This window comes from Paenibacillus sp. HW567 (assembly GCF_000374185.1).
Lineage (GTDB): Bacteria > Bacillota > Bacilli > Paenibacillales > Paenibacillaceae > Paenibacillus_AQ.
Genome location: NZ_KB910518.1, coordinates 2,394,929 through 2,415,814, shown reverse-complemented (window position 1 = coordinate 2,415,814; position 20,886 = coordinate 2,394,929). Strand labels below are relative to the sequence as shown.

General features: G+C 51.8%; 16 protein-coding genes. 4 read left to right on the top strand and 12 right to left on the bottom strand.

Annotated features, from left to right (window positions below):
- Nucleotides 1–3 precede the first annotated feature (3 nt).
- Nucleotides 4–1,044 carry an NADH:flavin oxidoreductase/NADH oxidase gene (locus B212_RS0110905; protein ID WP_019910767.1) on the bottom strand — a complete coding sequence of 347 codons (1,041 nt, stop codon included), beginning with the start codon at nt 1,042–1,044 and terminating at the stop codon, nt 4–6.
- Nucleotides 1,045–1,241: 197 nt separating this feature from the next.
- On the opposite strand from B212_RS0110905, the gene B212_RS0110900 reads away from it, so the two are divergent.
- Nucleotides 1,242–2,129, top strand: a complete 888-nt coding sequence (locus B212_RS0110900) for a polysaccharide deacetylase family protein (protein ID WP_019910765.1) — start codon at nt 1,242–1,244, stop codon at nt 2,127–2,129.
- An 87-nt stretch (nt 2,130–2,216) separates the two neighbouring features.
- Here B212_RS0110900 and B212_RS0110895 read toward each other — a convergent pair whose 3' ends face one another.
- Entirely contained in the window at nt 2,217–2,882 is a 666-nt protein-coding gene (locus tag B212_RS0110895; protein ID WP_019910763.1) for a 3D domain-containing protein, read from the bottom strand.
- 325 nt (nt 2,883–3,207) lie between these two features.
- On the opposite strand from B212_RS0110895, the gene ppk1 reads away from it, so the two are divergent.
- The gene (gene ppk1, locus B212_RS0110890; RefSeq protein ID WP_019910762.1) at nt 3,208–5,370 is read left to right on the top strand and encodes a polyphosphate kinase 1; all 2,163 of its coding nucleotides are present in this window, start codon (nt 3,208–3,210) and stop codon (nt 5,368–5,370) included.
- Here the strand turns inward: ppk1 and B212_RS0110885 are convergent.
- The 4 genes from B212_RS0110885 to B212_RS0110870 form a co-directional block, all read right to left on the bottom strand.
- A complete protein-coding gene (locus B212_RS0110885) occupies nt 5,318–6,847 on the bottom strand; it encodes a Ppx/GppA phosphatase family protein (protein WP_019910761.1) in 1,530 nt (509 codons plus the stop codon). The two genes, ppk1 and B212_RS0110885, sit on opposite strands and share 53 nt — an antisense overlap.
- A 114-nt stretch (nt 6,848–6,961) precedes the next feature.
- Nucleotides 6,962–7,684: an amino acid ABC transporter ATP-binding protein gene (locus tag B212_RS0110880; protein ID WP_019910760.1), complete on the bottom strand. Its 723-nt coding sequence runs from the start codon at nt 7,682–7,684 to the stop codon at nt 6,962–6,964.
- Nucleotides 7,671–8,330 (bottom strand): amino acid ABC transporter permease, encoded by a 660-nt coding sequence (locus tag B212_RS0110875; RefSeq protein ID WP_019910759.1) that lies wholly within the window; start codon nt 8,328–8,330, stop codon nt 7,671–7,673. Before B212_RS0110875 ends, B212_RS0110880 begins: the two co-directional genes overlap by 14 nt.
- Before the next feature lie 122 nt (nt 8,331–8,452).
- Entirely contained in the window at nt 8,453–9,274 is an 822-nt protein-coding gene (locus B212_RS0110870; protein ID WP_019910758.1) for a transporter substrate-binding domain-containing protein, read from the bottom strand.
- Between the two features lie 305 nt (nt 9,275–9,579).
- On the opposite strand from B212_RS0110870, the gene B212_RS0110865 reads away from it, so the two are divergent.
- Nucleotides 9,580–11,325 carry an alpha-glycosidase gene (locus B212_RS0110865; RefSeq protein ID WP_019910757.1) on the top strand — a complete coding sequence of 582 codons (1,746 nt, stop codon included), beginning with the start codon at nt 9,580–9,582 and terminating at the stop codon, nt 11,323–11,325.
- Nucleotides 11,326–11,420: 95 nt separating this feature from the next.
- Here B212_RS0110865 and glgA read toward each other — a convergent pair whose 3' ends face one another.
- Both glgA and glgB read right to left on the bottom strand, forming a co-directional pair.
- Nucleotides 11,421–12,845: a glycogen synthase GlgA gene (gene glgA, locus B212_RS0110860; RefSeq protein ID WP_019910755.1), complete on the bottom strand. Its 1,425-nt coding sequence runs from the start codon at nt 12,843–12,845 to the stop codon at nt 11,421–11,423.
- A 42-nt stretch (nt 12,846–12,887) separates the two neighbouring features.
- On the bottom strand, nt 12,888–14,807 hold the full coding sequence (glgB, locus tag B212_RS0110855) for a 1,4-alpha-glucan branching protein GlgB (protein WP_019910753.1): 1,920 nt from the start codon (nt 14,805–14,807) through the stop codon (nt 12,888–12,890).
- Nucleotides 14,808–15,019: 212 nt separating this feature from the next.
- Here glgB and B212_RS0110850 point away from each other — a divergent pair, with 212 nt between their 5' ends.
- Nucleotides 15,020–16,243: a glucose-1-phosphate adenylyltransferase gene (locus B212_RS0110850; protein WP_019910752.1), complete on the top strand. Its 1,224-nt coding sequence runs from the start codon at nt 15,020–15,022 to the stop codon at nt 16,241–16,243.
- Between the two features lie 111 nt (nt 16,244–16,354).
- Here the strand turns inward: B212_RS0110850 and B212_RS33130 are convergent, their stop codons facing one another.
- From B212_RS33130 to B212_RS31240, 4 genes are read right to left on the bottom strand one after another with little or no spacing between them, the layout of a single operon-like run.
- Complete coding sequence (locus B212_RS33130; RefSeq protein ID WP_019910751.1) at nt 16,355–17,434, bottom strand: GNAT family N-acetyltransferase; 1,080 nt, start codon at nt 17,432–17,434, stop codon at nt 16,355–16,357.
- 41 nt (nt 17,435–17,475) lie between these two features.
- A complete protein-coding gene (locus B212_RS0110840; RefSeq protein ID WP_019910750.1) occupies nt 17,476–18,903 on the bottom strand; it encodes a sensor histidine kinase in 1,428 nt (475 codons plus the stop codon).
- The gene (locus B212_RS0110835; protein WP_019910749.1) at nt 18,900–19,598 is read right to left on the bottom strand and encodes a response regulator transcription factor; all 699 of its coding nucleotides are present in this window, start codon (nt 19,596–19,598) and stop codon (nt 18,900–18,902) included. Before B212_RS0110835 ends, B212_RS0110840 begins: the two co-directional genes overlap by 4 nt.
- Nucleotides 19,591–20,874: a hypothetical protein gene (locus B212_RS31240; RefSeq protein ID WP_019910748.1), complete on the bottom strand. Its 1,284-nt coding sequence runs from the start codon at nt 20,872–20,874 to the stop codon at nt 19,591–19,593. Before B212_RS31240 ends, B212_RS0110835 begins: the two co-directional genes overlap by 8 nt.
- Between the last annotated feature and the right edge of the window lie 12 nt (nt 20,875–20,886).

Sequence of the window (20,886 nt, the reverse complement as noted above, 5' to 3'; positions counted from 1 at the left end):
GGTTCATTTTCTTTTCCAAACTCCGCGTTCGTACGCTGCAGGCACGCTCGACTTCTCCACACCGCCAAGCGCTTCCTCCGCATGCAGCGCCCAGTAAGGATCACTGAGCATTCCTCTGCCTACCGCCACCAGCTCTGCCCTCTCCTCGGAGACAATAGACTGTGCGTCCTCATAGGATTCAAGACGTCCTACAGCAATTACCGGAATTTGCAGGCCGCTGCGGATGTGCTCAGCGAGATCGACCTGATAAGCAGGACCAGCGTTGGGACCGCCGTTCGAGCCAATAGGACCCTCACCGCCTGACGATACATGGAACATATCCACTCCGGCAGCCTTATAGCGGCGGCAAACATCCAGTGCATAGTCCTCATCATAGCCCCCTTCTACATATTCCTTAGCGGAGACTCTCATCAGCAGCGGCATTTCAGCCGGCAGTACATCCCTAACGGCTTGCACAACCTGTTCTCCGAACAATACCGGGTCACTGCCATATTCATCCTCTCTGACATTGGTCAGCGGCGAGTGAAACTGGTGAATCAGGTAGCCATGCGCTCCATGAATCTCCACTGTATCAAAGCCGGCTTCAACCGCACGGCGGGCGCCTTCACGGTAAGCCTCGATCAGTTCAGCGATCTCAGGCTTGCTGAGCGCCCGCGGAGTTTTGGACTGGGCATCAAACGGGATTGCCGAGGGAGCCACCGGAGGCTCCGCATCCAGAGCTTTCCTTCCGGCATGGCCCAGTTGAATTCCGATTTTGGCTCCCCCGGCATGAACGGCTTCTGTGAGCTTGCGGTAGGCTTCAATCTGGTGGTCTCCCCAGATCCCGGTATCCTTGTTCGTAATCCGTCCATCGGGATGGATACCTGTCATTTCAACAATAATGAAGCCTGTGCCTCCGACGGCGCGGCTGACATAATGCACGAAATGCCAATCATTTGGCATGCCATCCTGCTTTTCTACAGCATATTGGCACATTGGGGGCATAACTACACGATTTTTTAAGGTTAGGCCCTTTAATTCATAGGGTGCAAATAAATCCGGCATTGAACGTTCCTTCCTTCCCGTGATTAGCGAATTGTGGCCGGGGACAATCTCCCGTTTCATTTTAGTATACACGTATTTTCCGCCTCGATAAATCTTAATCAGAGCTCTTGGAATTACAGCATAAATCCGGCTTTTATTGGAGATAACAAGATAAGACAATAACGGATTGCAGGATCACAAAAAAGGAGGCGCTGCTTGTGAATGGTCTGAAGCTAAGCCGAAAACTGCCCATTCTGGCAATTGTGTTATTATTCCTGCTCAGTCCGGCCTCTGAAGCGGAGCTGGCTGCCGCGATTCCGGCGGATTCGAACCCAATCCCTCAGCTAAGCAACATCAATGCCACCAATGGAAAGTCCGGGGAGGATCAGGTTCTCCCGGCAGGCTCCTCTTCTGCGTCGGCGCAATCACATAAACGGGAGCGGGTCAAAGGCTTGACCCTCAGCCAACTGATCCGCAAATACCCTGAAACGATCAAAACCCAGGGGCCGCGCCGCAAACATATTGCGCTTACATTCGATGATGTGCCTGATCCGAGGTTCACCCCCCAGGTGCTGAACGTTCTGCGCAAGCATCATGTAAAAGCCACCTTTTTCATAGTCGGCAGCCGTGCGGCGAAACATCCTGATCTCGTGAAGCGGATCATCCAGGAAGGTCATGCGGTGGGCAACCATTCCTACAACCACCCTCAGTTCGGAAAGATCAGCGTAAATGAATTCCGGTCGCAAATTATCCGTACGGAAAATATTATTGATGCTCTGGCAGGCTATAAACCGCGGCTTATCCGGCCTCCCTATGGCGACATCAATGAGCAGCAGCTACAATGGGCGAAGGCCCACGGCTACAAGCTGGTGAACTGGAATGTGGATTCCCTTGACTGGAGAGGGCTCTCAAAGTCCCAGGTCAGAAACAATATCGTATCCCATGCGGGCAAAGGGGCGATCATTCTCCAGCACGGCGGCGGCGGCCGGGGCAGCAATCTGCGCGGAACCATTCAGGCGCTGCCGGAGGTGATCAGCATCATGCGCAATAGGGGCTACACCTTCGTAACCGTCCCCCAGATGCTTCAGGTGAAAAAAGAAAAGTAGACCGTTGTTATCAAAAAAAAGGAAACGATTCCTGCCCTTGCGGGATTCCTCGTTTCCTTTTGTATCTGTAGCTCTTGCCCGGTCCTATTATTCGATAAAAAACAACTGTACATATTGAAATCCAAAATCCGATACAAAACTTTGGCTGCCGGGAATAAAGATATCAATGCGGTTGCCTTTGATTGCGCTGCCTGTATCCATAGCGGTAGCCAGAAATGCCTGCTTAGGCAGACCCGGATGCGAATAGCCGGTTACGAGCACTTTAGTGCCAAGCGGGATTATACTTGGATCGACCGCAATAGTTCCAAGCTTGAGCGGATTGCCGAAATAATCTACGGCCCCCCAACTGCCATTCTCGCTGATGGCTGAGGAATAGGCAGTAGCCTTGACCTGCATTACTTTGCCATAGTTGAATTCCTTGCCCCATGCTTGAACCGTATTGGACTTTGGCTCTACACTCAAGATAGAAGCCTCTGAAGAGGATTTGGCAGATGGCTCAGCGGCAACCATCTTGGCATTTGTAATGCCCGGGACGGTGAGTCTGAGACCGGGATAAATATTCGAGGCTGCAATGCTCGGATTGGCGTTCATAAGTTTATCAACACTTATGCCATAATGATTAGATAGGGTATAATAGGTTGTAGTTTCTCCCGCGATATGTACGCTGTCGGCCTGAGCGGGGGCTGTGTAGAGCAGTGCGCTGACTCCGAGGGCTGCAGCCAAGGCTGTAATCTTTCTAAATTTGATCTTCATAAAATGCCTCCTTCGTGAATAGCAGGGCAAGATTGACGTGCTGCCCCTCTTCTTTGCAACTCCGGACTTATGTACCTTGTTGTGCCTTGCGTCCAAAATGCAGATATTTGTTAACTAACAGGATTGAATATATCACAATTTTGTAACCAATGCGCAAGTAATTGTTACCAATTTGATAATTTTGGAGCTTTTACTCAGGATTAAAGGAAGTAATTTTACATAATTTTAATAAAATCGGCAAAAAACCGTACTTTTCAGCATATGGGGAATAATTTCGCGAATATTTTACACAGATTTAACATTTCCCCTTGTAGCAGATAGTAAAATGATAGAATACGACAAAGATATTGAAGCACTTGGAGGGTCCGCGAACGTGAACGAAGAAGAGAAAAAAAACAACTACAACAGTCCATCTACCGCTTATCTTAACCGTGATTTAAGCTGGATCGAATTCAACCGCCGTGTATTGCAGGAGGCGCAGGACCCCGATAATCCGCTTATGGAGCGGGCCAAGTTCCTGGCGATTGTGTCGAGCAACCTGGATGAATTCATCAGCGTCCGCGTAGCCGGAATTCAGGATCAGATCCGCGCAGGTTACACGAAAAAGGATTTCACCGGCTATACCCCATCCGGGCTGTACAAGCGTCTGATCAAGCGGGTGAGCAAAATTATCACCGACCAGTACCGGACGTTCCGGGATATTTCAAGACTTCTGCACAAGGAAGGGATTGTCTTCGTGAATTACGAGGACCTGACTCCGGCACAAGAGATGTCGATCGAGCAGTATTACCGTGATATTATTTTTCCCGTTCTGACGCCTATGGCTGTTGACCAGAGCCGCCCGTTTCCGCTTGTGCACAGCCTGTTCATTTATCTCGCGGTTGTGCTGACACGCAAGAACAGCCAGGAAGAAGAGCCCTATTTCGCAATTCTGCAGATTCCTTCCAATCTGCCGAGATGCATCCCTCTCCCCCACCGCTCCAACAGCAAGAAACGGCAATTTGTCTTTATTGAAGATGTCATCCGCCATCATATTCAAACGTTGTTCAGCGGTTATGAGCCCGTAGCGGTCAGCGAGTTCCGGTTAACGCGCAATTCTGACCTTACAATTGACGAGGAAGGCGCGGAGGATTTGCTGGAGGAGATTGAAAAGGAGCTGCGTAAACGCCGGCGCGGTGTTCCCGCCCGTCTGGAGGTGCAGAAGGGGATTCACCCGTATGCGCTTGAGCAGCTTCAAGCCGAGTTTGAGCTTGAGGATTCCGTCTTTGAAATTGACGGGCCGCTCGATCTCGGGTTTCTGCGCGGCTTCGCCGGCAGCCTCAAGGGCTTCAGCTATCTGCATGAAGTGCCGATTGAGCCGCTCTATCCGGTGGAATTCGATGAGAACGAGGATTTCTTCGAGGTGCTGCGCGAACGCGATGTGCTGGTCTATCATCCTTATGAATCCTTTGACGCGATGACCGACTTCATCACTCAGGCTTCTGAAGACGAACAGGTTAGAGCGATCAAGATGACGCTGTACCGGGTCAGCGGCAATTCTCCGCTGATTGCCGCACTGGCCCATGCCGCAGAATCCGGCAAACAGGTCACCGTTGTCGTCGAGCTGAAGGCAAGGTTCGACGAGGAACGCAATATCGCCTGGGCCCGCAAGCTGGAGCAGTCCGGGTGCCATGTGGTCTATGGTCTGGTTGGCCTCAAAACCCATGCCAAGATTACGCTGATTGTCCGCCAGGAAGGCCCGGATCTGCGCCGCTACGTGCATGTGGGCACAGGCAACTACAATGACAGCACCGCCAAGGCCTACACCGACCTCAGCTTGTTCACCGCAAACAACGAGATCGGGCTGGATGCTTCGGAGCTGTTCAACCAGATGACAGGCTATTCCGCGAGCTATGACTGGAATTCCTTCATTGTGGCGCCAACCAATATGAGCCTTTCCCTGGAGAAGCTCATCGCGCGCGAAGCCGAGCATGCGGCTGCAGGCCGGCCGGCCCGGATTATCGCCAAGATGAACTCGCTCTCCAATCAGGAGGTTATTGATTACCTGTACAGTGCGGCCCAAGCCGGCGTCTCCATTGATCTGATTGTCCGCGGAGTCTGCTGCCTGCGGCCCGGCATTGAAGGCCTCAGCGAGCGCATCACTGTGCGCAGCATTGTGGACCGCTTCCTGGAGCACTCGCGGATCTATTATTTCGAGAACGGCGGCAATCCCGAGGTCTACTTGTCCAGCGCGGACTGGATGACACGCAACCTGACCCGGCGCATTGAGCTGATGTGCCCGGTGAAGGACAAGGAAATCCGCAGGCAGATTGTCAAGATTCTGGACATCACGCTTAGTGACAATGTCAAATCGAGCTTCCTCCAGCCCAACGGATATTACGAGCGTGCGGACGACAAAAAGGCCCCGTTCCGGAGCCAGTTCGCCGCTATGGATGTTACACGCTGGAAGGGAACCCGAGCTTTACCTTCACCGCCCAAACATTCCTGAAGGCTTTGAGGGCAGTCTCAATGTCCTCCAGCCCAATGAGCAGCTCGCCTGCGCCTTGCAGGGCAAGATCAAGGGTATTGCCGTGCAGGCGGGCGTGCAGCCCGCTCACAATGCCAATCTCGGTGCTATCCAGAGCAATGCTCAGTTGAACCAGCGTTCCAAGCTTATGAATCCACTCTTCGTCGGAAGCCAGCAAAATGTCCTTGTGTGTCAGGGACAATTTCTGCTTCCGGCTTTTTGTGCTGTACGAGGCGATTAGGGCGCTGAGGATCAACTGCCGGTGCGTCAGCCCGCGAATCGGTGAATTCATCAGCCAGTAACGCGTATGCCGCTTGGACTGGTAATAGTTAATATTAGAGCCGGTGCGGTGCAGCATGACCGCGACATAAATCAGCATTCTCTGTTCCGTCCGGTCGGTCTCGTCCTCAAAAGCGTCAAACAGGCTGAGGGCCAGCTTGTAAATATGGTCCAAATGCCGTTTGGACGAATGAATGTCAAAGCGGACGATGGTGTTCAGACTGAACTCCAGCGCACTCTCGCGCACAGGCTGCTCCGGCTTAAGCAGATCATGCAGCATGCCTTCTCTAAGGCCTTCCCCGCTGATCAATGCCTGGCTGGCGCCGATATACTGATATACTGTATGAAAAATAATCAGACCCGAAACAATGATATCCCCCCGGCTCTTGGACAGCCCATCCAAATCCTTGCGTTTCTCATACGGAATCAAGGGCAGCGTCTCCATGAAATGTCCGATGGTTTCGCTCGACAAGGTGTACCCGTGCGAATTGGGCAACGAATAATTCCGGCTCTTCTGGTCCAGCTTGCCAAGAGAACGAAGGGTTCCGCCAAGCCCGTAGAGAGGCAGCCCTTGACCGCTGTTCAGCCAATCATGCTCCACCAGCCTTCCGGTGACAAAGGCCTGAAGCTTGCGCACCTGATCGTTGTTCCAATTCCCGTGCTGACTGAACATAAGATTCGTATTCACCGCGCCAAAAGGGAAGGAAATGCTGTTCTGGTAACGCCGTCCCCGGAATAGAGTAACCTCCGTGCTGCCGCCGCCGATGTCGATAACAAATCCGTCCTGAACATCAAAGGCGTTAATTACACCCAAGAAGCCAAAGTAAGCCTCCTGATGGCCGCTGATGACTTCAATATTAATCTCCGAGGCCTCCGACAGATAGGAGATAATCTCGGAGGAATTCGCCGCGTTGCGGATGGCCGCTGTGGCTCCGGCGCGGATTTTATCAACTTCAAAGGCGCTGCATATCTCCTTGAACTGGTGCAGAACGGGCACGATGGTGTCCATGTCCTTCCGCTCCAGCCTCCCGTCCCTTGTGATCTTCTCACTCAGACGAGCGGAGTATTTGCACTCCTTGATGATTTTATAGCCTCCCTCCAGCGTCGTATCATAGATCACAAGGCGAATGGAGTTGGAACCAATATCAATGATGCCAATCCGGCATAGGTCATCTCTCATCTGTATGTACTCCTTTTCAAGTTGATTGGCCATCTATATACTATAGCATCCATTTGCCCTCAGCAAAAAGCAAAACGGCCACTGAAAAAGTTTTCAGGGCCGTTTTGTGCATATTTATAGAACTTTGCTTAAAAAATCCTTGGTGCGCGCATGCTTCGGATTGCCGAATACTTCCGAGGGCGTGCCTTCTTCCACAATCACTCCGCCGTCCATGAAGAGGATGCGGTCGCCCACTTCACGGGCGAAGCCCATTTCATGCGTGACAATAACCATTGTCATGCCCTCTTCGGCCAGCTTCTTCATAACCTCCAGCACCTCTCCGACCATTTCGGGATCAAGCGCCGAGGTCGGCTCGTCAAAAAGCATTACATGCGGCTGCATGGCGAGTGCGCGGGCGATGGCAATGCGCTGCTTCTGCCCGCCGGAGAGCTGAACCGGATAGGCATCCCGCTTGTCTTCCAGACCGACGGTGCGCAGCAGCTCCAGCGCAATTTTTTCCGCTTCCTCAGGCTTCTGCTTTTTCACTTTCAGCGGGGCGAGCATAATGTTCTGCAGCACGGTTTTGTGCGGGAACAGGTTGAACTGCTGGAACACCATGCCCATTTTCTCTCTGGTCACGTTAATATCATGCTTCTTGTCTGTAATGGACTGGCCTTCAAAGGTAATCTCTCCGCCTGTTGGCTGCTCCAGAAGATTCAGACAGCGCAGAAAAGTGCTTTTGCCCGAACCGCTGGGGCCGATAACAACCACAACCTCACCCTTGTGGATCTCCAGATCAATGCCTTTGAGAATTTCGAGCTTGCCAAAATGCTTTTGCAGTTTGTTAACGGCGATCATCTGTATTGAGCCTCCTTTCCAGGATGCCAAGTGCCTTGGACAACGTAAATGTCAGAACAAAATACATAAGTGCAATAATGATATACGGATTCAGACCCTGGTAGGTAATCGTGCTGACGCTGCCGGCCTGAAACATAAGGTCCATAACACCTATCATAGATACAATCGACGACTCCTTAATGATGGTGATGAACTCGTTCCCAATGGCCGGAAGCACATTCTTAAGCGCCTGGGGAAGTACGATATAGCGCATCGTCATTCCCTGCCTCATCCCCAGTGAACGCGCTGCTTCTACCTGTCCACGGTCGACATTTTGAATACCGGCGCGGAAAATCTCTGCCAGGTAAGCCGAGCTGTTGATAGTCAGCGTAATAGCGCCTGATTGAATCGGTGTGAACTCAAGGCCAAGCTCCGGCAAGCCGTAATGGATGATGAACAGTTGCACAAGCATCGGTGTACCGCGCAGAAATTCCACCCAGGCCGATGCGATAAAACGCAGAATCCGCCATTTGGACATCCGCAGCAGGGAAACTACAATCCCAAGTGCAAATCCAAATACCACACCAAGCACTGCCAGCAGCAGGGTATATTTTAGACCGGAAAGAAAAAAATCGCGGTAATTCATAATCATATCGAATATATTCATTGTGGGCATTACCTCCTGTCTCCAAAAAAATAGAAAACAGCGGATCACCGCCATTTTCTGTAATGTAACCTCAAGCTGCAGGCCAGCATGTAGCTGCTTTAGCCGGAAAAACCCGCTGTACCTTATTCGCTCTCTGCCAGCTCGCTTGCTGCCGTTACAAATTGGTCAATTTTCCCTTCGGAATTCAGACGAGTCAAAGTCTTATTGACCTGGTCGAGCAATTCCGTGTTGCCCTTCTTGACACCGACAACATAACCGTCGTCTTCCACTTCAGGTTTGGCATCTGTAATCGCCAGGCCTTTAACCTTCTTAACGAAAGCCTTCGCTACAGGCCCTTCCATAATGGAAGCATCCACACGGTTGGACTGAAGCTGCATCACAATCTCGGAAATTTTGGCGAGTGAGGTTAACTTTGCACCTTCAATGCCTTTTGCGATATCCTCCTGAATTGAACCGGTCTGAATCCCAAGTTTGGTTCCTTTCAGGGAATCCATAGTTGCGAATTTATCCTTGTCCGCTTCACGCACAACTACGGCTTGCTCCGCTTTGTAGTAGATGTCGGATAATCCAACGGCCTTTTCCCGTTCCGGTGTAGGGCTCAGACCCGAGATCACCATGTCCACTCTGCCGCTCGACAGCTCATTCAGCAGGGACTTAAAGGGCATATCCTTGATCACCAGCTCAGCGCCCATATCCGCTGCAATATTCTTGGCAATTTCGATATCAAAGCCTACGACAGTATCCTTGCCGTCCACAACCTTGTGGAACTCATACGGAGGAAAATCCGCGCTGGTTCCCAGTGTAAGCGTCTTGGCTGCCGCTGTTGTATTCGTAGTTGCTCCGCTGCCCTCGGCTGTAGTATTTTCTTTGTTATTGTTGCCGCAGCCGGTCATAAGGCCTGCTACAAGCAGCATCCCTAATGAAAGTTTACCCCATTTGTTCATCTCTAGATTCTCCCCTATTCTCTCTCAATTCTGCTAATTTCTCTAAGTTGTTGTCCCATTGACCGATTTATTATAAATCAGCGCGTATGAATATGCAAAGACAAATTTGTGACAAAGTCTGTTATTAATATGGAAATCGTATATACTGAGTACTATCTCCAAATACTCCCGGAATAACCGGAGTTGATTCATCCGTTCCTGGCTGGTGGTAATAACTCGCAAACCTTAAGCGTAGGCTTCCGAAGCAGGCTGCGCGGGGCGGGCTGACGGAAGACGATGCTGCAAAACTTTCAGGAGGTGTCTGCATGCTTGTGGAAGCTATGTACCATGTGCCGCGGGACAAGTGGGCTTATGCCTATGATGCAAAAACTATACATTTGCGTGTCCGAACCAAAAGAGACGATGTGGATTGTGTAGCAGTGCTCACCGGAGACAAGTACAACTGGGCTCATACCTCTTATGACATAAAAATGGAAAAAGCCGCCTCGGACGATAAGTTTGACTATTGGGAAGCCGCGGTTCGCCCCAAATATAAACGCCTCAGCTACACGATCCGCGTCAGCAAAGGCCAAGAAAACGTGTATATGCTCGACAACGGCATCCGTTCCGAATGTCCTCCCCCGCCGAATCACTTCTACGAATTTCCTTATATACACCAAATCGACCTGTTTCAGGTGCCCAACTGGGCCAAGGATGCCGTATTTTACCAGATTATGACCGAGCGGTTCGCCAAGGGTGACCCATCCATTGATCCTGCGGGAACTGAGGCATGGGGCGGAACGCCGAAGCTGGATAATTTTTTTGGCGGAGACCTGCAAGGGGTACTGGACCATCTGGGCGATCTGCAGGAGCTGGGGATTAGCGCTATCTACTTCACTCCCCTGTTCGTCTCCCCCTCCAACCATAAATACGATATTGTCGATTATAAAAGAGTTGACCCTCATTTCGGGGATAATGCTCTGCTCAAAACCGTAGTCGAAGAGTGTCACAGAAGAGGTATCCGTGTCATGCTCGATGCCGTGTTCAATCATTGCAGCGACAAGTTCCCGCCTTTTCAGGATGTGCTGGAAAAAGGGGAGTATTCTGTATATAAAGACTGGTTCCACATCAACGCCTTCCCGGCCGAAATTGTCGACGGTATTCCTACGTATGACACTTTCGGTTTTTTTGGCAATATGCCGAAGTTCAACACCGCCAACCACGAAGTCAAATCCTATTTGCTGGGAATTGCCGAATACTGGATCAAGGAGATCAAGGTGGACGGCTGGCGGCTGGACGTAGCCAATGAAGTGGATCACCATTTCTGGCGCGATTTCCGCAAAGTGGTGAAAGCCGCCAACCCGGAGGCGTATATCGTTGGTGAAGTATGGAGCGATTCGCTTACCTGGCTGCTGGGGGATCAGTTCGATTCTGTAATGAATTACCCGTTCTCCGGTACGGTGCTTGAATTCTTTGGCGGGGGGATGGACGCGGTCACCTTCGGTCACCGGATCGGCAGTTTACTGATGCGCTACCCGCAGCAGACCAATGAAGTGGTCTTCAATCTGCTCGGCAGCCATGATACGCCGCGTCTGCTGACGGTGGTAGGCGAAGATAAGCGGCGTCTGAAGCTGGCGGTCGTCTTTTTGTTCACCTTTATGGGCACCCCGTGCATTTATTATGGAGATGAAATCGGTCTTACCGGCAAGCAAGATCCCGACTGCCGCAAATGCATGGAGTGGGATAAAAACAAGCAGGACCGTGAGCTGTATGACTTTTACCGGATGATGATCGCTCTGCGCAAAACCAACAAGGCGCTGCGCGAAGGCCGCTTCCGCATCCTGCAGGCTTATCAGAATGACCCGTGCATCGTGTATGAACGATCGGATGATCGGCTTCATTTTACCGTGTGGATGAATAACTCGCCGCAGCCCCGTACCCTCAGCCATCCGATGGAAACTGATGATTGGCAGGATGCGCTCACCGGCGACGCTGTAGCTCCAGTACATGGGATGATGCATGTTTCACTCGACCCTTACGGTTACCGGATTCTAAGCCGGAGGTTAAGGTAGATACAAGGAACAGAAAAAGAGACGCTCCAAAGGTCAGGAATGATGACCAGCGAGACGTCTCTTTTCTTTATTACGGATGCACGGTGAGTCCAGCACTATCCGGTGATGTGGTTGTAGATGTCAATGTACTGCTGCGCGGATACGCTCCAGCTATAGTCACCGACAAAAGCGTTTTTGGTTATTTTTTTCCAGTGCTCCGGCTTGTGGTAAAAGGACACCGCCCGGCGGAGCGTGTACATCATGTCGTGGGCGTTGTAATCCTTGAAGGTGAACCCGTTGCCTTCGCCGGTCTCCTCATTATAAGCATGCACCGTATCGTTCAGTCCGCCGGTCTCGCGTACAACCGGAATGCTTCCATAGCGCAGAGCAATAAGCTGGCTAATGCCGCAGGGCTCAAATTTGGAGGGCATCAGGAACAGATCGCTGGCAGCGTATATTTTGCGGGAAAGCGCATCATTGAATAGAATCTGCGAGGACAGCTTGGCCGGATAACGCCATGCCGCTTCACGGAACCACCGCTCGTAAGACTCATCGCCCGTTCCCAGCAGCACAAATTGAATGTCATCATAATACAGCAGCTCATCAAGTACGCGGGTCAGGAGATCCAGACCTTTGGAATCCACCAGACGTGTAACCATGGCTACCAGCGGAATCTCAGGGGCCACAGGCAGACCCAGCTCCTGCTGGAGAGCGGTCTTGTTCTCTGCTTTTTTGCCGAGATTGGAGCGATAGCGGGTGTAGATTTGTTGGTCGCTGGCCGGATTATAGCTTTTGGTGTCAATGCCGTTCACAATTCCGCTCAGGTGATCCGCCCGCGACGACAGCAGTCCATCCAGGCCATAGCCGTAATACGCAGTGCGGATTTCCCCAGCATAGGTAGGGCTGACCGTCGTCACATGATCACTGTATACGATGCCGCCTTTCATAAAGTTCACGTTGCCGTAATACTCCACCGCGAGGAAGTAGTTGTCGCTAAGCCCCAGCAGCTCGCCCAGTACTGAATAAGGGAACACCCCCTGATACAGCAAATTGTGAATAGTGAACACAGTGCGCATGCCGCTGTAAAATGGGTTGTGGCGGTAATGGCCCTGCAGCAGCAGAGGAATAACCGCAGCATGCCAGTCATGGCAGTGCAGCACATCGGGCTGGAAATCAATCGCCGGCAGACATTCCAGCACCGCACGGTTGAAGAAGGCAAAACGTTCGCCATCGTCCATGTAACCGTATATTCCATCGCGCCCAAAGTAATATTCGTTGTCAATAAAATAGACCGGAATGCCGTCATGGACAATCCGCTTGATTCCGCAATATTGATTGCGCCAGCCGACAGGCACATCCAGATCAGCCACATGCTCCATTTGTGAGGAGAATTTCTCCGGTATCCCGCGGTATTTTGGCAAAATCACCCGTACGTCTACTCCCGCACCCTTCAGCGCTTTGGGCAAAGCTCCAATGACATCGGCCAAGCCGCCTGTTTTGATGAACGGATCAGCTTCGGCTGCGGCAAATAATACCTTCATATCACGATATCCCCCTTAAGTAGTTCGGATTGTCTGCCAAGCTTATTTAGCTGCCTTGCGCCCTGATTTCTTCAGCACCAGGAAGCTAAGCGGCGGAACGGTCAGTTCAATGCTGTCCGGCTGGTTATGCCATGTTTTTTTGATGCTCTTCATTGGCGGATTATGCAGACCGGAGCCGCCGTAACCGGTGCTCTCCGAGCTGAATATCTCTTCATAGGTCCCCGGACGCGGCACTCCGATCCGGTACGACCGCCGCTCCACCGGCTGAAAATTAATCATAATCACGAGTGTATCCACGGGTTTCTTGCCTCTGCGGATGCAGGAGATCACGCTTTGGCCGCTGTCATCGGCATCAATCCATTGATAACCTTCCATCTCATGATCCAGCTCCCACAGTGCCCGCTCCGACAGGTAGAGCTTGTTCAGTGCAGCGGTATAAGCCAGCATATGACGGTGGCTCTCATAATCCAGCAGCAGCCAGTCGAGCTGGTCCTGATCCTTCCATTCGATGAATTGGCCAAATTCGCCGCCCATGAACAGCAGCTTTTTGCCGGGATGACTGATCTGGTAACCCAGGAGCTGCCGGAGGCCGGCAAATTTCTGCACGTAGGAGCCAGGCATTTTGTCCAGCAAAGACTTCTTGCCATGAACCACCTCATCATGCGACAGAGGCAGCGTGTAATTCTCGCTATATGCATAACAAATCGGAAAGGTCAGCAAATTATGATGATGGGGCCGGGCTTCGAAATGATGTTCTATGTAACCCAGCGTGTCGTTCATCCAGCCCATGTTCCATTTGTAGCTAAAGCCTAGTCCTCCCTCATGCACAGGTGCTGTAACCCCCGGCCAGGCGCTGGATTCCTCCGCCATCATCAAGGCTTTTGGGTAGTAGTGGAAGACGGCCTTGTTGAGCTGCTGAATGAACCGGATGGCCTCCAGATTTTCCAGCCCGCCGTTCGCATTTCTTTTATACTGGTGATCCTTCTTCTCGAAATCCAGTCTCAGCATGCTGGTTACCGCATCCACGCGCATACCGTCAATATGATACAGCTCGAACCAGAACAGCGCATTGGAGATCAGAAACGAGGAGATTTCCCGCTTGCTGAAATCAAAGGAAAGTGTGCCCCAGCCGGGTCTCTCCGCCAGGAGCGGATCGGAATATTCATACAGCGGCGTGCCGTCGAACATTCTTAATCCATGGGCATCTTTGGCAAAATGGGCCGGAACCCAGTCCAGCAGCACACCGATCCCCGCCTGATGGAGCTGGTCGATCAGATACATGAGCTCCTGCGGTTCACCGTACCGGCTGGTCGCCGCGAAATAACCGGTGCCCTGATATCCCCAGGACAAGTCATACGGATGCTCAGCCAGCGGCATAAACTCTACATGGGTGTAGCCCATCTCCAGCAAATAAGGAATCAGGAGACCGCTCATCTCCCGGTAGGTGAAATATTCTCCGTCTTCTTTCTGCCGCCATGTGCCAAAATGCATTTCATAAATGTTCATCGGTGCCTGATATGGAGCCTTGCTTCGCCGCCGCCAAGCGGCATCTCCCCAGGTGTAGCCCCCAAGGTCTGCTACCACCGAAGCTGTGGCCGGACGCACCTCTGCCTTGAATGCGTAGGGGTCTGCTTTGAGAAAGCTTGCCCCCTTTGGGCCTACAATCCTGTATTTGTAAAAAGTTCCCGCTTCCATACCCGGAAAAAAACGACTCCAAAATCCTGAATCGGGTATCTTATATAACGAGTCCACATTCTCAGTTCCATCCCAGCCGTTATGATTACCAGCCAGTCCTACATATGTCGCATGAGGAGCCCACACGGTAAAGCGTACACCAGGTATTCCTTCTTCAGCGGCAATGTGCGCGCCAAGCATCGTATAGCTGCGATAATTCGTGCCTTCATGAAAAAGGTAAATATCCTCAGATGACGGGAGGTTGTCTGCTTTTGGAAGATCGGCCAAATCATCACCACCTTTTTATATAGGATGCACCTACTACATTACCCGAATCTGCGTGATTTGAAAATGACTTCCTGGCTGAAAACGGAATAACTGAAAAGAAAATTATTAATGTAATTTTTTCAGGAATACAGCAATATAATTCACCTATGCGTTCAAGCGGTTGGTGCGAGTGAACATTACAAGCATTGACAAAAAAATGGGAGTGATAACAAATGAGTAAAAAAGAATGCATCGCGATGCTCCTGGCAGGCGGGGAGGGCCGCAGACTGGCCCCTTTGACCACCACTATGGCGAAACCTGCTGTTCCTTTTGGAGGACAGTATAGAATCATTGATTTCCCTCTCAGCAACTGTGTAAATTCCAATATTGATACCATAGGAGTGCTGACGCAATATGAAGCGGACTCCCTGCACCAGCATATCGGCGAGGGCGAACCCTGGGGGCTCCACACCCGTACGGATAAAGGCGTAAAGCTGCTTCCTTCCGGCGTAGAAGGCAGAGACCATTACTCGGGTACAGCCGATGCCATTTATAAAAATATTGCATACATCGACAGCCATAACCCGCAGCATGTGCTGATTCTTTCGGCGGATCACATTTATCACATGAATTACCGTAAAATGCTGGACCATCATATCAGCAAGAATGCAAAAGCAACAATTTCGGTGATGGAGGTGCCTTGGGAAGAAGCCAGCCGCTTCGGTGTAATGAACGTGGACCAGGAGCTTCAGATATCCGGGTTCGTCGAAAAACCGCAGGTTCCCAAGAGCAACCTGGCTTCCATGGGCATTTACCTGTTCGAATGGAGTTATCTGAAGGCCCATCTGCAGCGCGATGCCGCCGATCCGGCATCCAGCCACGACTTTGGCAAGGATGTTATTCCAGCAATGCTGGGCGGAAGTGATGCCTTGTTCGCCTATCGCTTCCAGGGTTACTGGCGCGATGTGGGCACAGTTGACAGCCTGTGGGAGGCCCATATGGATCTGCTGCAGGAGGACAATGGCTTCAAGCTGGATAATTCCCGCTGGCCGATGTACAGCCGGATTCGCCGCACGAAGCCCGCTGTACCCAAGACGCGCGTTCAGCTCCCCATTCCGGATAGCCTTGTAAATGAATCATGCCTGCTGGAAGGCAGCCTGCAGCGCTCGGTTGTCTTCGGCGGTGTTGAGGTCGGCAAGCTTAGCCTGATCAAGGACAGTGTGATCATGCCGGGTGTGCATATTGGCCGGGGAGTGCTGATTGAGAATGCCATTATCGGCGAAGGGGCAGTGATTAAGGATGGGGCAGTCGTCAAGGGCAGCGGGGAGAATATCGTCGTTGTAGGTCCTCAAGAGATCATAGCCGCCAAACCCGTCATTCGGACCCAGCCCACCCGCCTTCTGCAGGAGGTCTATGAGAAGACCGGCCGTCTTCGTGCCGAGGGGCTGCCTTCTTGAGTAAAGCTGCCTTTTCAGTGGGGAAATATAAGAATAATGGATGACGTACAACTCTTTATATTTTAAATAAAGGGATGCCCGGCTGAGGACATAGCAACAGCCGGCCATCCCTTATTTACTGTAGCCCAGCGACCGCCATTCCCGGTTCAATAGGCCAAACTCGATACAATCTGTGTATTGTCCATTGAATAACGCCGCTTCACGCGAGGCTCCTTCACGGACAAAACCCGCATTCTCGTAGCATCTAATGGCAGCAGTATTGAAAGCAAACGCCCCAAGCGACAGCCGGTGCAGCCCCAGCCCCTGGAACCCGATCCGCAGCGCCTCCTGAATCATCCCCCGCCCGATTCCCCGTCCTTGAAGCTGCGGGTCCACTATCACGCGGCCGATTCGGGCCGAGCTGTTAATCCGGTCAATGCGCGCAAGGCTCAGATGCCCCACAACCCGGCCGCCTGCTCGCTCAACTGCACAGTAGATCAGCTTATCGGAGCTTGCAGGATGATTCGCTCCCTGCATATACTCCATAAGCTGTCCATTATCCAGAGGATAGTCAAAGGAGGGCCCGGCCCATTGCTTGAGGAATTCCGGCGATACGCTCCAGCGCTGCATATGCTGAAAATCCGACTCGTCCATATACCGTAAAAGAATAGGATTGTCGCCGCTGGCCCCGTGCTCATAAAGATTGACCAGCCGCCCTTCTCCCATATCCCGGGTTCCCATATAACCAAAACCCAGACTCTGATAATACCGGTTCAGCTTAACATTATGTGCCACCGTATCCAGCCGCAGCGCACGGCTGCCAAGCTCCTGTGCCTGATGCAGAGCGAAATCAATCAGTTGCCGGCCAAGGCCGCCGCCCCTGTAGGCTTGGGCTACAGCAAGCCTGTGCAGATATGCGCAGGTCTCATCATTGCGTTCTCCCCAATACTGCGGGTCGCTGAACTGCAGGGTGAACATTCCGGCAACCGTTTCGCCGTCTAGTGCCAGATATACTTCCCTATCTGTAAAATAAGCGGCAATATCCTGATCATTGAACTGTCCGGGTGTCCATTGCCGGATGCCCTTGCTCTCCATCCAGCCTGCCGCCTCGCTCAGCAGCTTCAGCACATCCCCGCTCCGCTCAGCACCGGCACGGATCATGGTGAAGCGTGAGCGTGAATATGAGGATGGCTGTACCTTGTGTTCATCCATTCGTTCCCCTCCTCACAACTCGCTAAATCTTAAACCTATAGCTAAATCTGGCTCTCCACCTGGGAAGCTACGGGCGGAAGCTCTTCGGTCATAGGCAAAATCACAGTAACCTGTGTGCCCTTGCCAAGCTCGCTGTCCATCTCCAGCTTGCCGCCATGAAGCTCGACAATCTGCTGGGAAATGGCAAGTCCCAGCCCCGTACCTCCGTTCAGCGAATCGACCTGGAAGAACCGGTCGCGCACTCTGGCGAGATGCGCTTCGCTGATGCCAATCCCGCTGTCCCGCACCGCTACAGCCATTTCACTGCCCGGTAACCGGTGTGCAGACAGGACAATGCTGGAATCCTCGGGGGAGAACTTGACGGCGTTATCCACCAGATTGAGGAACACCTGCTTCAGCCGGTTAGCATCCGCTGTGATAAAGATGGTCTCTTCACATTCAAGCAGCAGATGAATCCGTTTCTTCTCTGCCTTGGCCCATATGTTCAGGATCGTCTCCTGCAGCAGCACCTTGACATCTACATGGCCCATCGAGAGCTTCATTTCATTCTGCTGCAGCTTGGAGAAGTCAAGAATCTCTTCCACCAGCCCGATCAAACGGTCGCTCTCCTTGGAAATGATGCTCATGCCAAGCCTGGTCTCTTCAGGATCATAGCCGCCGGAGATCAGCGTTTCACTCCAGCCCTTGATGCTGGTCAGCGGAGTCCGCAGCTCATGCGAGATGGAGGAGATAAAATCATCCTTGATCTGATTGCTGCGGATGATTTCATCCGCCATATAATTCAATGTGGACGCCAAATCGCCGATTTCATATTTGTAATCGCCTTTGATCCGCGTGTTGAATCTTCCCTTGGCCATCTGGGCGGAGACGGCAGTAATGTTGTTGAGCGGCTTCACGATGGAGTTGGCCAGGCCGAAGCTGAACAGGACAACTATAGCCATAACCGCCCCACCGATGCCGATGGATACCAGCGTCAGGTTCAGCAGGTCACTGTCAATTCTCTCCATTGAGGTAACATATCTGATCACGTACGTCTCTCGTCCATTGATATGCATGAGCTTGGATACAGCCATGACACTCTCATTCGTCCCCGCCTGGCGGCCGACCCACCGGCCGACACTTCCGCCTACCGCCTCAGGAACATCGCTTGTGGTGATGGTACGGTCCGGCTGGAAACCGGTGGAGCTGATAAGCATATTGCCGTCCGGCGTCAGCACCTGCAGTTCGGTGTACTCCATTTCGAAGAAATCGAGCAGCTTTTGCATTTGATTAGGCGATCGCTCACCCGAAATTTCATATTTCAGGAAATCCTCCGCCGTGCCGATATGCGTCGTAATTTTGCTGTAGACACTGTCGTAATAATACGTCCGGATCGCCAGGAGGAATATAACCTCTACAAGGAGAAGCGCCACAAATACGACAAAAATATAGTGCAATACAATCTGTCTGCGCATCCCCTTCTTGATCATTGTCCTTGGCCTTTCCACTTATAGCCGTGGCCCCATACCGTCTGCAGATATTCGGGCTCCGAAGGATTATTCTCAATTTTCTGGCGCAAACGGCGGATGTTCACATCTACAATTTTGGGGTCCCCCATGTATTCCTTACCCCAGACATGATCAAGAAGCGAATCACGGCTGAGCGGAGTGTTCTCCTTCTCAAGGAAAAATTGCACCAGCGAAAATTCGGTTGGCGTCAGCTCAATGGCCTCTCCGCTGCGTTTGAATTGCTTGGAAATCAGATCAAGCGTAAACGGACCGGATTGAAAAGACACCTTCGCGGACTGCTCGCGGTGTACATTGACCCGGCGCAGCAATGACTGGATGCGGGCAATCAGCTCAGTCGGGCTGAACGGCTTGCTGACGTGGTCATCCGCCCCCACAGAGAGGGCGTACACCTTATCCTGCTCCTGAACCTTGGCGGTCAGAAAAATAATGCCGAGCCGTTCATTGGTCTCTCTGATCCGCCGGCATACCTCAAAACCGTCAATTCCCGGCACCATCACGTCAAGCAGTGCGATATCAATATCCTGAATCGTCGTCAGCTTGTGCAGCGCTTCATTTCCATCTGCCGCCTCAAGCACTTCAAATCCGTTGCGCTTGAGATTAATTACAATAAAACTCCGGATGGACTCCTCGTCCTCCAGGATCAGTACTTTACTCATTGATTCCCTTCCTTTCAATTGGCGAGGTGATTTTGGTATGATCTCCACCGCTTGTGCTTTGTTCCAGTTCTCCCCGGTAGCCGATTATTTTGTCCATATCGGTTCCCAGCATCTCCCACCCGGAATTTTTGTTGCGGTCCCATTCAGCCTGGGAGAAGAAGGATACCTCGGCAACCGTCTCTCCGGTATCCGCCATGATGAACTTCAGGGATTTATCCAGAACGGACTTGGTGTCCACTGTAACCTTCTCATACCATTCGGGCGAGAAATTAATGATAAACCGGTCCGACGGGTCGCGGTACTGCTGGGACGAAAAGGTCAATCCGCTCTTGCCGTCCCATTTGTAGTAAGAGTTAAAATAAGGGATCGTCTGCGGATCGAAATATTCCCAGCCCTTCGGCGGCTCCAGCAGCCCAATCTCGATAATACCGTCGCCATCAATGTCTTCGCTGACAATTTTTCTTTCCTTGAAGGTACGGGCATCTCCAGGAATTACTACACGCAGCTTGTTATTCTCCATTACAACCACTGTTGTATAAGCCGAACGGGAATCCACCGCCGCATCCAGGACTATACCTTCTTTATTTTCGGCCACTTTTCCTGAGACAATATTGTAATAATTATAAAAGTAAGGGTCCAGATCATCGAGTTCATCCAGAACCTTGAACCCGTCGCTATACTGATAGGTTGTAATTGTGGCAAATTCATTGCGCTTGAAATTAATCACCGTAATGTCCGGGGTCCCGTCTTCATTCATGTCGTCCACGATATATTTCGTATATGGCTGAGTGAACAATTCCTCCAGCACTCCGGCCGAATAGCGGTAGACCACCATGCCTTTTTCTTCGCCCCGCGAATAGCCGACAATGATGTCCAGCTTGCCGTCGCCTGTCACATCCTTGATATCCACAGAGTCCAGCTCTGTCCCGTTGCCGTCAAACACAAGCTTCTTGACCCAGGCATCCTCCTGCTTCGCCAGTATCATCCCGTGGATCTGCACCGTTTCATTCTTCGTCAAATAAAAGACTAGCGTCTCCATTGTTCCATCCTTGTCCAGATCCACAGTAAAAATAGAGCTGTCATCATCATTGGCCGGACGGATCAGCGTAGAAGCGGCCGGCTTCAGCGAGTTGATCGCGGTCATAAGTGAAGCCTTGTCGGCGGAGAGCTGCGGCGCCTTCATCCGCGAAACAGGATCGCTGATGAAGGTGCAGCCCGACAGCACGGACAGTGACAAGGATACCGCCGCCAGACGCTTCAGAATCCGTATATTCAACTTCATCCCTCT

Excerpts from the sequence above, each read along its gene's own strand:
- B212_RS0110865 (WP_019910757.1), top strand. The coding sequence starts at position 9,580 with ATGCTTGTGGAAGCTATGTACCATGTGCCGCGGGACAAGTGGGCTTAT.
- B212_RS0110870 (WP_019910758.1), bottom strand. The coding sequence starts at position 9,274 with ATGAACAAATGGGGTAAACTTTCATTAGGGATGCTGCTTGTAGCAGGC.
- B212_RS0110905 (WP_019910767.1), bottom strand. The coding sequence starts at position 1,044 with ATGCCGGATTTATTTGCACCCTATGAATTAAAGGGCCTAACCTTAAAA.
- ppk1 (WP_019910762.1), top strand. The coding sequence starts at position 3,208 with ATGATAGAATACGACAAAGATATTGAAGCACTTGGAGGGTCCGCGAAC.
- B212_RS0110835 (WP_019910749.1), bottom strand. The coding sequence starts at position 19,598 with ATGAGTAAAGTACTGATCCTGGAGGACGAGGAGTCCATCCGGAGTTTT.
- B212_RS0110850 (WP_019910752.1), top strand. The coding sequence starts at position 15,020 with ATGAGTAAAAAAGAATGCATCGCGATGCTCCTGGCAGGCGGGGAGGGC.
- B212_RS0110875 (WP_019910759.1), bottom strand. The coding sequence starts at position 8,330 with ATGAATATATTCGATATGATTATGAATTACCGCGATTTTTTTCTTTCC.
- B212_RS0110840 (WP_019910750.1), bottom strand. The coding sequence starts at position 18,903 with ATGATCAAGAAGGGGATGCGCAGACAGATTGTATTGCACTATATTTTT.
- glgA (WP_019910755.1), bottom strand. The coding sequence starts at position 12,845 with ATGAAGGTATTATTTGCCGCAGCCGAAGCTGATCCGTTCATCAAAACA.
- B212_RS0110880 (WP_019910760.1), bottom strand. The coding sequence starts at position 7,684 with ATGATCGCCGTTAACAAACTGCAAAAGCATTTTGGCAAGCTCGAAATT.
- B212_RS0110885 (WP_019910761.1), bottom strand. The coding sequence starts at position 6,847 with ATGAGAGATGACCTATGCCGGATTGGCATCATTGATATTGGTTCCAAC.
- B212_RS0110895 (WP_019910763.1), bottom strand. The coding sequence starts at position 2,882 with ATGAAGATCAAATTTAGAAAGATTACAGCCTTGGCTGCAGCCCTCGGA.
- B212_RS33130 (WP_019910751.1), bottom strand. The coding sequence starts at position 17,434 with ATGGATGAACACAAGGTACAGCCATCCTCATATTCACGCTCACGCTTC.